The sequence below is a fragment of the Rhizobium sp. L51/94 genome (genome assembly GCF_019355555.1).
In the GTDB taxonomy this organism is placed as follows: Bacteria; Pseudomonadota; Alphaproteobacteria; order Rhizobiales; family Rhizobiaceae; genus Rhizobium; species Rhizobium rhododendri.
On sequence record NZ_CP072141.1, the window covers coordinates 2856828 to 2869894 of the forward strand.

Annotated in this window: 12 protein-coding genes and 1 tRNA gene; 8 read left to right on the forward strand and 5 right to left on the reverse strand. The window is 61.2% G+C overall.

All coding sequences use genetic code 11. From position 1 onward, the window contains the following. Positions 1-129: 129 nt before the first annotated feature. Positions 130-537 (reverse strand): hypothetical protein, encoded by a 408-nt coding sequence (locus tag J5274_RS14030; RefSeq protein ID WP_224127706.1) that lies wholly within the window; start codon positions 535-537, stop codon positions 130-132. Positions 538-690: 153 nt separating this feature from the next. Here J5274_RS14030 and phaC point away from each other — a divergent pair, with 153 nt between their 5' ends. The 6 genes from phaC (at position 691) to sthA (ending at position 7336) form a co-directional block, all read left to right on the forward strand. Beyond that, positions 691-2535, forward strand: coding sequence for a class I poly(R)-hydroxyalkanoic acid synthase (phaC, locus tag J5274_RS14035; protein ID WP_142823026.1), 1845 nt, complete (start codon positions 691-693; stop codon positions 2533-2535). A 56-nt stretch (positions 2536-2591) separates the two neighbouring features. Beyond that, positions 2592-3335 (forward strand): DNA/RNA nuclease SfsA, encoded by a 744-nt coding sequence (gene sfsA / locus J5274_RS14040; RefSeq protein WP_219274642.1) that lies wholly within the window; start codon positions 2592-2594, stop codon positions 3333-3335. A gap of 9 nt (positions 3336-3344) precedes the next feature. Then, a complete protein-coding gene (map, locus tag J5274_RS14045) occupies positions 3345-4181 on the forward strand; it encodes a type I methionyl aminopeptidase (protein ID WP_142823028.1) in 837 nt (278 codons plus the stop codon). Positions 4182-4184: 3 nt separating this feature from the next. Continuing rightward, complete coding sequence (radC, locus tag J5274_RS14050; protein ID WP_209183927.1) at positions 4185-5027, forward strand: DNA repair protein RadC; 843 nt, start codon at positions 4185-4187, stop codon at positions 5025-5027. 196 nt (positions 5028-5223) lie between these two features. Next, on the forward strand, positions 5224-5826 hold the full coding sequence (locus tag J5274_RS14055) for a dual specificity protein phosphatase family protein (RefSeq protein WP_202617099.1): 603 nt from the start codon (positions 5224-5226) through the stop codon (positions 5824-5826). A gap of 103 nt (positions 5827-5929) precedes the next feature. Further along, positions 5930-7336, forward strand: coding sequence for a Si-specific NAD(P)(+) transhydrogenase (gene sthA, locus J5274_RS14060; protein ID WP_142823030.1), 1407 nt, complete (start codon positions 5930-5932; stop codon positions 7334-7336). Between the two features lie 742 nt (positions 7337-8078). On the opposite strand, the gene tig is transcribed toward sthA, so the two are convergent. The 4 genes from tig to J5274_RS14080 form a co-directional block, all read right to left on the reverse strand. Continuing rightward, on the reverse strand, positions 8079-9566 hold the full coding sequence (tig, locus tag J5274_RS14065) for a trigger factor (protein WP_142823031.1): 1488 nt from the start codon (positions 9564-9566) through the stop codon (positions 8079-8081). A 189-nt stretch (positions 9567-9755) separates the two neighbouring features. After that, positions 9756-9840 (reverse strand) — tRNA-Leu (locus J5274_RS14070). Between the two features lie 142 nt (positions 9841-9982). After that, the gene (locus tag J5274_RS14075) at positions 9983-10585 is read right to left on the reverse strand and encodes a GDYXXLXY domain-containing protein (RefSeq protein WP_142823032.1); all 603 of its coding nucleotides are present in this window, start codon (positions 10583-10585) and stop codon (positions 9983-9985) included. Beyond that, on the reverse strand, positions 10582-11685 hold the full coding sequence (locus tag J5274_RS14080; protein WP_142823033.1) for a DUF2157 domain-containing protein: 1104 nt from the start codon (positions 11683-11685) through the stop codon (positions 10582-10584). Before J5274_RS14080 ends, J5274_RS14075 begins: the two co-directional genes overlap by 4 nt. Positions 11686-12426: 741 nt before the next feature. On the opposite strand from J5274_RS14080, the gene J5274_RS14085 reads away from it, so the two are divergent. Together J5274_RS14085 and J5274_RS14090 are read left to right on the forward strand one after the other, a co-directional pair. Further along, positions 12427-12573 (forward strand): DUF1127 domain-containing protein, encoded by a 147-nt coding sequence (locus J5274_RS14085; RefSeq protein ID WP_111221764.1) that lies wholly within the window; start codon positions 12427-12429, stop codon positions 12571-12573. A 289-nt stretch (positions 12574-12862) separates the two neighbouring features. After that, complete coding sequence (locus J5274_RS14090; RefSeq protein ID WP_111221763.1) at positions 12863-13006, forward strand: DUF1127 domain-containing protein; 144 nt, start codon at positions 12863-12865, stop codon at positions 13004-13006. The last annotated feature ends 61 nt before the right edge of the window (positions 13007-13067 follow it).

Genomic DNA, 13067 nt, shown 5'->3' on the forward strand with positions numbered 1-13067 from the left:
TTCTCGTTTGACGCGAGTGATGCGGTGAATTTGGGGCGAGCACGGCACACTTGCCGCCTCAAACCCGAACGATACATGCAAACGCTTCTTGATTGAACCCTTTGCGTGCAAATGGGCTTTTGCGCAAGGTTACTTTTGGAGATCCGAGAGCGTCTGCTGCTGTTCGGCTGCCAGCTTGCGCATTTCCGCGACCTTGGCATCGTACTGCGCCTGCGTCAGCGCGCCGGAATCGCGCGCAGCGCCGGCGGCCGTCAGCTGCTTGCGGATATCCAGCGCCTGCGGATCGGCGATCTGGACGTTGGCGGACGTGAGCGGGCCGTTGAAGGTAGGATAGCCGTCCTTGCCGTATTCGAGCGTCTTGACGGCGGGTTCGCCCTTGCCTGTCTTCATCACCACGGCTGTCGGGGCTGCGCGCTTGCGAGCGTCTTCCGCCTGCTTTTCGGCAATGGTCTTGCAGCCGGTCAGTGTCAGCGCAACGAGCCCGAGGACCACGGAATACCGGTAGAAACTTGCCACTATGCCGCTGCCTATCATCATTATCCTGCCCGGTCCCGCATTGCCCGGAACGACTGTTAAATTCGTCGTCGCAGCAAAGCAAGAGCAGGCGTGCCTGTCATTGGAACTTGTATTCCATTTCCCGGGCGATGTACAAACGGAAATGAGAGCAGCACCGCCGCCGGAGAATGACGCGTGAGCGACAGCAAACGGGACGATAGCAAGGGCGAACCGGCCAAATCCGCGTTCGACGCGGCGTCGGCGGATCCCTATATCGTCAAGGATCCGGAGACGATGGCGTTGAATTTCGCCCGTGCCCTGGAGAATCTCGGCAAGGCTGCGTCCGCCTGGCTGGCCCCGCGCGAACGTGGCGAGCGGGTCGAAGGCAATGATTCGATGACCGATATGGTCAAGACGCTGTCGACGGTTTCGGATTACTGGATGTCCGACCCGCAGCGCAGCTTCGAGGCGCAGACCAAGCTCTTGTCCGGCTATTTCGGCCTGTGGACGCAATCGATGCAGCGGCTGTCGGAACCGCCGGGCGAACCGCCACCACAAGCGCCGATCAAAGACAAGCGGCTCTCCGGCGACGACTGGCAGAGCAATCCGTTCTTCGACTTCCTGCGCCAGACCTACCTCGTGACTTCCGACTGGGCGGACACGCTGGTGACTGGGGCCGAAGGGCTCGACGCGCATACACGCCACAAGGCCTCGTTCTATGTCAGGCAGATCATGGCGGCGATCTCGCCCGCCAATTTCATCGCCACCAACCCGCAGCTCTATCGCGAGACCGTCGCCTCGAATGCGGAGAACCTTGTGCGCGGCATGAAGATGCTGGCCGAGGACATCGGTGCCGGCGGCGGCGACCTGAAGCTGCGCCAGACCGATCTCAGCCACTTCGCCATCGGCCGCAACCTGGCGATGACACCGGGCAAGGTGGTGGCCGAGAGCGAGATCTGCCAGATCGTCCAGTACGAGCCGGCAACCGAGACGGTCTTCAAACGTCCACTGCTGATCTGCCCGCCCTGGATCAACAAGTTCTACATCCTCGACCTCAACCCGGAAAAATCCTTCATCAAGTGGTGCGTCGACCAGGGCCACTCGGTTTTCGTCATTTCCTGGGTCAACCCGGATGCCCGCCATGCGGAGAAGGATTGGGCAGACTACATTCACGAAGGCATAGACTTCGCACTGGACGCGATCGAAGAAGCGACCGGCGAAACCGAGGTGAACGCGATCGGCTATTGCGTCGGCGGCACGCTGCTGTCCTCGGCACTGGCGCTGCACGCGGCTGAAGGCGTCGAGCGCGTCAAATCCCTGACCCTCTTGACCTCACAGGTCGACTTCACCCATGCTGGCGATCTCAAGGTCTTCGTCGACGAGGACCAGCTGCAGGCGCTGGAGAAGCAGATGAGCCTGTCCGGCTATCTCGACGGCTCGAAGATGGCGACGGCATTCAACATGCTGCGCGCCTCGGAGCTCATCTGGCCCTATTTCGTCAACAACTACCTGAAGGGCCAGGAACCCCTGCCCTTCGACCTGCTCTACTGGAATGGCGATTCGACCCGCATGGCAGCGGCCAATCACCTTTTCTACCTGCGCAACTGCTATCTCGACAACACGCTGAGCCAAGGCCGCATGGTGATCAACGGCAAGACGCTATCGCTCCAGGACGTCACCATCCCCGTCTATAACCTCGCAACCCGCGACGACCATATCGCACCGGCGAAATCGGTTTTTGTGGGCGGCTCGTTCTTCGGCGGCCCGGTCGATTTCGTGGTCGCCGGCTCCGGCCATATCGCCGGCATCGTCAATCCGCCGGAAAGGCGCAAGTATCAGTTCTGGTCCGAGGGTCCTTCGGGCGAAGACTTCGACGGCTGGATGGCCGGCGCCAGGGAGACCGCCGGCTCCTGGTGGCCGCACTGGCAGACCTGGATCGAGACACGCGACGCAACAAGGGTCGCCCCCCGCATCCCCGGTAGCCATTCGCCGGTCCCGCTCGAGCCGGCGCCCGGCTCGTTTGTGATGCAGAAGACCTGACGGGCCTGCTTCACAAGACCTGACGGCCAACGGCCACCTCCCCATAGAGTATCGCAATGCTGTTCGAACGCCCCCTCGTGCCGGCCCGGCTCATTGCCCGCTACAAGCGCTTTCTCTTCGACGCCGAACTGGAGAGCGGCGGCATCGTCACCGGTTTCTGCCCCAACACCGGCTCGATGCGCGGCCTGACGACGCCGGGGTCGCGCATCTGGCTCTCCGAGCACGACAGCCAGACGCGTAAATACCGTTATGTCTTCGAGTTGATCGAGGCTGACGGTACGCGGGTGGGCGTCAACACCGCCTTGCCAAACCGGCTGGCCGAAGAGGCCATCCGCGCCGGACTGGTCGCCGATCTCGGCACCTATCCCGATCTGCGCCGCGAGCAGAAATACGGGCGCAATTCGCGTATCGACATGCTTCTGGCAGGCCCCGGCAAGGCGCCAGCCTATGTCGAGGTCAAGAACGTCCACTTCGCCCGCACGCCCGGCCTCGCCGAGTTTCCGGATTCGGTGACTTCCAGGGGTGCAAAGCACCTGGAGGAACTCGGCGACATGGTGGAACTCGGTCACCGGGCGGTGATGCTCTACGTCATCCAGCGCGATGATTGCACCCGCTTCCGGATCTGCGATGACCTCGATCCGCAGTACGGGCGCGCCTATCTCAGGGCCCGCCAGCGCGGCGTCGAGGCCTTTGCGCTCAAATGCTCTATATCGCCGCTCGAAATCACGGCCGCAGGATTGATCCCCATGGACGAACCCGGCATAGCTGCACTACAAACTCAAACGGCAATTCTAGACTGAAGGCATATCATGGTGAACTATATCGAAGCAGCGACGGCATCGCCGAAGAATACCGGCGCGATCCGTCTCTACGGAGACGATGCTTTTGCCGGCATGCGCAAGGCCTGCCAGCTGACGGCACGCTGCCTCGACGAAATGGCTGCTCTCATCGTTCCGGGCGTCGCCACCGACGTGCTCGACCGCTTCGTCTTCGAATTCGGCATGGACCACGGCGCCTACCCGGCGACGCTGAACTATCGCGGCTATACCAAGTCGAGCTGCACCTCGATCAACCACGTCGTCTGCCACGGCATTCCCAACGACAAGGGCCTGCGCGAAGGCGATATCGTCAACATCGACGTCACCTACGTGCTCGATGGCTGGCATGGCGATTCCAGCCGCATGTACCCGGTCGGTGTCATCAAGCGTTCGGCCGAACGACTGCTCGAGGTCACCTATCACTCGCTAATGCTCGGCATCGCGGCGGTCAAGCCGGGCGCCCGCATCGGCGCCATCGGCGAGGCGATCCAGACCTATGCCGAGGGTGAGCGCTGCTCGGTGGTGCGCGATTTCTGCGGCCACGGCGTCGGCAGCCTGTTTCACGATTCGCCCAACATCCTGCATTACGGCCGTGCCAGCGACGGCCCCGAGATGCGCGAAGGCATGATATTCACCATCGAGCCGATGATCAATCTCGGCAAGCCGCACGTCAAGGTGCTTGCCGATGGCTGGACAGCCGTGACGCGCGACCGCTCGCTTTCGGCCCAGTACGAACATACCGTCGGCGTTACCTCGACCGGCTGCGAGATCTTTACGCTGTCGCCCGCCGGGCTCGATCGGCCGGGCCTTCCTCCTTATCAAGGGTGAACCATGGCCAAGCGCCCCGGTCCGGAAAACGGACATGGCGAGAGATCACCAGACAGCGAGGCCATACCGGGCGATAGCGAACCGGCGCTGTTCGACGAACGGATGTTCTTTGCCGAGCAGCCGGCCAAGACAGCCCAGATGCGAAAACCCATCGAGCTTCAAAAGCCCGACCCCATGGCCCATGTCCATGGTCATCGCGAACGGCTGCGGACGCGCTACCGCGAAAATGGCGATGCGGCGCTGGCCGACTACGAGATCCTCGAACTGCTGCTGTTCCGGCTGATCCCGCGCCGCGACACGAAGCCCATCGCCAAGGCGCTGATCGACCGCTTCCAGACGCTGGGCGGCGTTATGGGCGCGCCAATTGCGCTGCTGCAGGAAGTCAACGGCATCGGCGAGGCGGTGGCGCTTGATCTCAAGCTGATGGCCTCGGTCGCCCAGCGAATGCTGAAAAGCGAGATCCGTGGCAAGAAGGTGCTGGCCTCCTGGTCCTCCGTCATCGACTACTGCCACAGCGCCATGGCCTACGAAACCCGAGAGCAATTCCGCATCCTGTTCCTCGACAAGCGCAACACGCTGATCGCCGACGAGGTGCAGGGACGCGGCACCGTCGACCACACGCCGGTCTACCCGCGCGAGGTCGTCAAGCGGGCGCTGGAGCTATCGGCAACGGCGATCATCCTCGTCCACAACCATCCCTCCGGCGACCCGACCCCGTCGCGCGCCGACATCGACATGACCAAGACCATCGTCGATACGGCCAAGCCGCTCGGCATCGTCGTCCACGACCACATCATCATCGGCAAGGACGGCCATGCGAGCTTCAAGGGGTTGCGGCTGATCTGAGGTCAGCAGCGCCCTCGCCTGCGCCCACGTTTCGGCGTGCCCTGTCACGATTTCATCATAGTTTCTTCAGGTGGCTGTCAGTCTGGTCTGGCAGAACGACGACACTGCAGATCGCGGCATCCCCGGATGCTCGAGACGTGCGGGAGTTCGATCGCTTTACCCCGCCAGGCCGCTCCGGCCGGCGCCCGGAGATACCATGCTGACAGCAGCTTCGCCGCGCCGCTTTTCATCCCTTCGCCTGATGGCGCGGGGATTTTTCATGTATGGGGTCCTGCCCCTGCTCGCCCTGATCGGCGGCTTCTATGCTCATATGATCGCCACCACGAATTTCCATCCGGTCATTTCAGGCGAACTCTACCGTTCGTCGCAGCCTTCCGCCGCCACGATTGCCGCACTGCAGAAGCAGTATGGCATCAAGACGATCATCAACCTGCGCGGCGAAAATGCTGGCCATGGCTGGTACGATGCCGAAGTCGCCGAGGCCAAGGAACTCGGTATCAACCACATCGACTTCCGCATGTCCTCGCGCCACGAACTGACGCAGGAGCAGGCGGCAACACTGGTGCAGCTGATGCGCGATGCACCGAAGCCGCTTCTGATCCATTGCCAGGCCGGCGCCGACCGCACGGGTCTTGCCACCGCCCTCTATCTTGCAGCGATCGACAAGACTACCGAGAAGGTCGCCGAAGGCCAGATGTCGATCATCTACGGCCACGTCTCGCTGCCGATCAGCGCCGCCTATCCGATGGACGAGACCTTCGAAAAGCTCGAACCCTGGCTCGGCCTCTCCAATTCGTGATTGTCCGCCGTTAGACAATCTGTAACACTGCTCCGGTACCGATTGAACTGCGTATGTTGTGCGACGCACCACTGATTCGCATTCAATCCTGCGGGGCCATTCGATGTACCAATACGATCTTATTGTTGTCGGCAGCGGTCCGGCTGGCCGCAGGGGCGCCATTCAGGCTGCCAAGCTCGGCAAGACGGTTCTGGTCATCGAGCAGGGCAAGCGCGTCGGCGGCGTCTCCGTCCACACTGGCACCATCCCTTCGAAGACACTGCGCGAAACGGCGCTCAACCTGTCCGGCTGGCGGGAACGCGGCTTCTATGGCCGCGCCTACCGCGTCAAGCAGCAGATCAGCGCCGAAGACCTGCGCCGCCGCCTGCTGATCACCCTCGACCACGAGGTCGAGGTGCTTGAGCACCAGTTCGCCCGCAATCACGTCCAGCACGTTCGCGGCAAGGCGAGCTTCGTCGATCCACGCACGATCGAAATCACCAAGGACGACGGCGAGGTCGTGCGGGCGACTGCGACCAGCATCCTGCTTGCCGTCGGCACAAAACCATTCCGCCCGAGCTACATGCCGTTCGACCACCAGACCGTGCTCGACAGCGACGAAATCCTCGAGATGGAAACGCTGCCGCGCTCGCTGATCGTCATCGGCGCCGGCGTCATCGGTATCGAATACGCGACGATCTTCTCTTCCCTCGACACGCAGGTCACACTTCTGGATCCGAAATCGACGATGCTCGACTTCATCGACAAGGAGATCGTTGAGGATTTCACCTACCAGCTGCGCGACCGCAACATGAAGCTGCTGCTCGGACAGAAGGCCGACAAGGTGGAGAAACTCGAAAACGGCAAGGTCGAGGTCACCCTCGGCAGCGGCCGTCGCCTGGTCACCGACATGGTGCTGTTTGCCGCCGGCCGCATGGGCGCCACCGACGAGCTCAACCTGCCGGCCGCAGGGCTGGAGGCCGACAGCCGTGGCCGCCTCTCGGTCAACCCTGAAACCTTTGCCACCAGCGTGCCGCACATCTTTGCCGCCGGCGACGTCATCGGCTTCCCGAGCCTTGCCTCGACCTCGATGGAACAGGGCCGCATCGCTGCCCGCGTTGCCGTCGGCGCCATCGCCAAGGAACCGCAGAAATATTTCCCCTACGGCATCTACGCCGTGCCGGAAATCTCCACCTGCGGCCTCACCGAGGAAGAGGTCAAGGAACGCGGCATCCCATACGAATGCGGCATCGCCCGCTTCCGCGAAACCTCGCGCGGCCACATCATGGGGCTGGATACCGGCCTGCTGAAGATGATCTTCTCCTTGAAAACCCGCCGCCTGCTCGGCGTCCACATCGTCGGCGAAGGCGCAACCGAGCTGGTCCATATCGGCCAGGCCGTGCTCAACCTGAAGGGCACCGTCGAGTATTTCGTCGAGAACACCTTCAACTACCCGACGCTGGCCGAAGCCTACAAGATCGCAGGCCTCGACGCTGGCAACCGTATGGGCGACATCAAGTCGGAGCTTTGAGGGTTTTCAACCGGCTGAAACCGGTTGAGCCTAACGATCGCGGAAAAAACCACGCGATGGGAGCCATCGGTGGGATCGAGCGGAAAGTCGGAACAGGCGCTGAAAGCTGCCTCGCAGCGGTAGTGGGTCGTTCAGTCTCTAAGTGACACCTCTCAGCGCCTCCCGTCCGGCCTGACACCGCCGGGTGGGACCCTCCACACCCGCCAGCCGCTCCCATTCGACCGGCTGACAGGTGCGTCTGCACCGCTGCATACAAGAGGTCCGTCGTAGCCCATTCGCCACGCTTTTCCTCTGGAGGTGACCGTACCTGCGGTCGGAAAAGCAGCCTGCGTCCTGCCCCATCCCCAAACCGGCCCCGCTGAAACTGCCACGCCTGACAGCCACATCGGGACGATTGGAATATATTCCTATTTTCCGAAAATAGGAAGAGAAATTTTACCGGGTGCAAGATTGACGTCGGTTAGCCCCTGCGCCAGCACGCCCCCCTCTGTCACCGCGTGACATCTCCCCCACAAGGGGGGAGATTGGCCGGGGCAACTTTCTATCGCAAAACCAGTACCGAACTCACAGCGCCCTTCTGGTAAACCGCAACCTATCGGCTGATCTCCCCCCTCGTGGGGGAGATGTCGGCGTCGCCGACAGAGGGGGGTGGCGCCACGCGCCGGATACCCGCCGCCCCAAACGCAAAAAGGCCCCGCCGCGAACGGCAGGGCCTTCAAAACTTGCAGAGAGTTCCGAAGAATTACTCGGCGGTGTCGTCGGTTGCCTTCTTCTTCGAAGCGGCCTTTTTCTTCGGAGCGGCTTCTTCGCCTTCGGCTTCTTCAGCCTTGGAAGCTTCTGCCTTGGCAGCCTTCTTCTTCGGCGCCTTCTTGCCTTCGCTCTTCTCGGTGCTGTCGTCGTCTTCGGCGAGCAGCGCTTCCTTGGTGACCGTCTTGTCCGTCACGTCGACTTCGGAGAGCAGGTGGTCGATGACCTTTTCTTCGAAGATCGGCGCGCGCAGGTTGGCGGATGCGCCGGGCGTGTTGCGGAAGAATTCCAGGATTTCCTTTTCCTGGCCCGGGAACTGGCGGAGCTGTTCGTAGAGCGCGCGCTGCAGTTCGTCTTCGCTGACTTCGATGCCGGCCTTTTCGCCGATTTCGGAGAGAACGAGGCCGAGGCGGACGCGGCGTTCGGCAAGCTTCAGATACTCGGCGCGAGCTGCTTCTTCGGTCGTGTCTTCGTCTTCGAAGGTCTTGCCGCTTTCACCGAGATCGGTCTGGATCTGGCGCCAGATGCTTTCGAATTCGGCTTCGACGAGCTTCTGCGGGGTGTCGAACTGATACATCTCGTCGAGCTGGTCGAGGATCTGGCGCTTGACCTTCTGGCGCGTGACCGAGCCGTACTGGCTTTCGATCTGGCCGCGAACGATTTCCTTCAGGCGATCGGCCGATTCGAGGCCGAGTTTTGTGGCCAGTTCGTCATTGATCTCGGTGGCGGCGGCAGAGGCCACGTCCTTGATCGTCAGATCGAAGGTGGCTTCCTTGCCGGCCAGGTTCTTGGCTGGGTATTCGCTCGGGAAGGTGACCGTGATGACCTTCTCGTCGCCAGCCTTGACGCCGACGAGCTGCTCTTCGAAGCCCGGGATGAAGCGGTTCGAGCCGATGATCAGCTCGGCATTTTCGTCCTTGCCGCCTTCGAAGGCTTCGCCGTCGACCTTGCCGAGGTAGTCGAGGGTAACGCGGTCGCCATCGGCAGCAGCGCCTTCTTTGGTCTCGTAGGTGCGGGCGCTCTCGGCAATCTTCATGATCTGCTCGGTCACTTCGTCTTCGCCGATCTCGGCGACTTCGCGGATGACCTTGATGCCGTTGACCGGCTTCAGTTCGATCGCAGGGATGACTTCGTAGGACAGCGTGAATTCGAAGTCGGCTTCGGCAGCGAGGATCTTCTCGGCTTCGTCCTTGTCTTCGGTCATGGCGATTTCAGGCTGGGTGGCAGACTTTTCGCCGCGGCCGGTGAGGATCTGCGCCGGCTGGTCGCGAACGATCTCGTTGACGAGATCGGCCATGATCGACTTGCCGTACATCTTCTTCAGATGCGCTGGCGGGACCTTGCCGGGACGGAAGCCGTTGATCTTGACCTTGTCCTTGACCTCTGCAAGGCGCTCGTTCATGCGGCCTTCCATGTCCTTGGCCGGAATTACGACCTTGATTTCGCGCTTCAGCCCTTCAGCCAGCGTTTCGATAACCTGCATTTTCTCAACCTTCATTTCGTAGCGGCGGTGCCCAGACAGCCGTTCGTTTCAATGAGCACGACGCCGGACCGACGACCGGGCGTGGCTTTTCATGCAATTCTCAAACATTTTGCAGGAGGCAAAATGGCGCGTCTTCTCGCAAGCCTTCGGATGAGACTGTATCAGCCTCCCCCGGCAGCAAAGCAGCCTTGGTGCGGGTAGAGAGACTTGAACTCCCACGCCTTGCGGCACCAGAACCTAAATCTGGCGTGTCTACCAATTTCACCATACCCGCGTCCCTAAAACCGCATAGCAATGCCTACGCATGAGGCCTTCCGGAGCGCGGCGTCTCTATATCACCCGTTTCAAACCGCGCAAAGGAAAAATGACAGTTGTGCGGACAGGATCGGGCAATCCCCGATTTTGTTCGAAAAGCCTCAGTATAGCGGCTCTTCATACACAGGCTTGTTGTCGAGAAGCAGGGCTTTGATCTGTGCCGTGCCAGCCGGCGATACGCGGGCGGAGATGGCCATCCGGCCGCCCAGCGGCGCCTGCTCGAGCCTATGCCCCTCGCCTTCCGGCACGTAATAGCTCTCGATCCCGTAATCGACCCGGATCGTCGCGGTATCTGCCGTCGGGCGATAATCGAAGGGCTTGCTGGCAAGCACGACGGTGCCGTCCTTTGGCGCCAACGGCACGAAGGATGATTCGGCGATGCCCCAGTAGCCATCTGCCTGCTTTGTCAGCCGCACCGAAAGCGTCTGCTCGCCCGCGACGGGAGGCCGCTCGCCCACCAGCGTCGACACCGGCACATTCGAGATATCGTAATTGAGGATGACGTAGTCGCCGCGCAGAAGATCGCGCGGATCGACCGGCGATGCCTTCAGCAGCACCTCGGAGCCGTTTCGCAGGATCGTCGCGCGGCTGACGATCATGGTGCCGATCACAACAGTCTGCAGCAGCGCCAAAGCGATGGCGGCGATATAGGCGCGGCGGGCGAACGGCCGGCTCTCGCTGGCGGCGTCGATCAGAAAGCTCATGGCGTGACCTCCGGCGACGGGCTTGCAAAACGGCGTTCCACGCGGATCACCAGCCAGGCGACGACCGCAACCAGGAGCCCGGCAACCAGGAAGAAGCCCGATGTCCCGATGATCGAGCCGATGGTTTCGGAGGCGAGAAACAGGATCTCGCCGGCAAACACCAGATAACCGGTGTAGCGCACCGCGCCGTTGTCACGCCCGCAGAGAGTGATGGCGCCGACCGCGATGGCAAGCGTCGCAAGACCCAGCGCAATGAGGCGGGGTCCGCTGACGATCTCGATATGCAGCAGCAGAAGACCGATAGCGACGATGCAGAATGTGTAGAAGGCCGGCGTCGGCCCGGCGGTGCGCAGCATTCCGGCCAGCGGCGGAAGCGGAACGGCGACGCACAGGAAGGCGACAAGCCCGATGGCTGTGTAGAGCACCGCCATCCCCAATCCGTCGTTCAGGGAATAGATCCAGGTGAGCCAGCCGATCAACAGCAGGTAGACCAGATGCCGCGCCCGCGCGGCGCCGGTATAATAGATCAGCGCCAGCACGATGGCAGCCATCAGCGGCGGCGCATAGGGCGGCCAGCCGATCCAGTTCGAAAGATTGTTTTCGAGATAGAGCGCGAAATAGCCCCAGGCGAGAAAGCCGGCAACCACGACTTGGCTGCCGGAGCGAAACATCAGCGCCGAGAGGCAGGCAAGCCCGAACCACAGCAGCACCATCGTCATCTCGTCGCCCGAAAGATGATACATCTGCGCCACCAGCGACACCGCGCCGCCAAAGCTAAGGGTGGCAAGCAGCAGCATGGCGGCGGCCAGCGACGTCTGGTTGCGGGAGGAGAAGGCGGCACCGGACAGATAGAAGCTCCAGATCAGCACCAGGCACCCGACGACCCGAACCAACCTCGGTATGGCCTCCCAGTTGGAAGCAACCAGCAGCAGGATGGCTGATGCCACCAGCAGCGCTGCCAGCACCGCGAGAACTCTCCCGAGGCTGAAGCTCGCCGGACGACTGTCGTAATCCGCCATGATGGCAGCTGCCTGGTCGCTTTCGAGCAAGCCCTTTTCCACCCAGCCGCCGAGATCTCTCTGAAGTCTGCCGCGATACATTACTGCCTCATGCTGCACCCGGCGCCATCCGCCTCGCCATTCTCTATAGCGACCAAATGTGGCAGGTGGCAAATGCTGGCAGGCCTGGCTTTTTCGCTGCACGACATCCGGAGGCGTGGGAATTTAACGCTCCGTTAGGATCACTACATTATACTCGACTAATGGAGTGTTGATTGAGCAATCAGATATGCGCCAGTGGCATGCCTGGCAATCGGTTGCAGCTTGGTAAACCCCGATATCTCGCCGGCGAAAGTGCGGCTCTCGGGTAATTCGAAGCAACCGACCGATCGTACGCAGACTGATACGCAGACCGAGTTCGTGACGTTTCGGAGCCGATCTTCCTCCCCCGTTGCTCCGATTGATCAGCAGCCCTCCCCCATCCCTTGCTGATCCCCGCAAACAATGCCCACAGCTCCTCCCGCTGTGGGCATTGTTTTTTCAGTCACGAGCCGGGCCTTCGGGCATCAGTGACGATGTCCAGGCAGCCTACGCCGAGCGAAACGCCAATAGCGACCCACTCCCGCTGCACCCACGCACCCCGCGCTTCTTGCAATGCGACAATTGCGCACATTTTATAACCAATCATGGTGCAAATAGTGGCAAGCAATGCGTCCTGCGCATGGGTGACATGATGCATTGACGCTTTTGGTTTTCGCGGCATGCGTTATATTCAGCCTCAGTAGAAAGAAGCCAGCACAACGATTGCTGCTGGCGGATCAAACCCTCGGAAAGGGGATTACCATGAACATCACCCGCTCTTACAACAACTGGCGCAAGTATCGTCAGACCGTTACCGAACTCGGCCGCATGAGCACACGCGAACTGCACGACCTCGGCATCGACCGTTCTGACATCCACCGCGTTGCCCGCGAAGCCACCGGTCGCTAAAATAGACCCTGGCATCGCCATCAGCGATCGCCTTACAACGCCCGTTGCGGACCCCGCGGCGGGCGTTCTTTTTTGTCTTCTATCAACCCGCGCGGCGACACTGAAAACCGCGCTCTTTTGTCGCCTAAATTTTAAGTCGCGACTGTTATTTATGCGGCGTAGTGCACAAACGCATGGCAGTAGCCTTTTAATTGCACTGCACATTTTTCGGTCTATCGCCTATATGGAGGTCAATCGATGACACGGCAATCAAGCCTGTCTCAAACCTGATAGAACCGAGGATACCACCATGAACCCGATCCGCATTGCCAAGAGCTGGATTTCCTACCGCCGCACACTGAGCGAACTCGGCAGCCTGTCGAACCAGACGCTCTCCGACATCGGCATCAGCCGCTACGAAATCCGCAACATCGCCAACCGCTCGTTCCGTTAATAGTCTACGGAACGTTCTTCTAAAAACGGCGCCTTGGTGGCGCCGTTTTTGATTCTCCCGT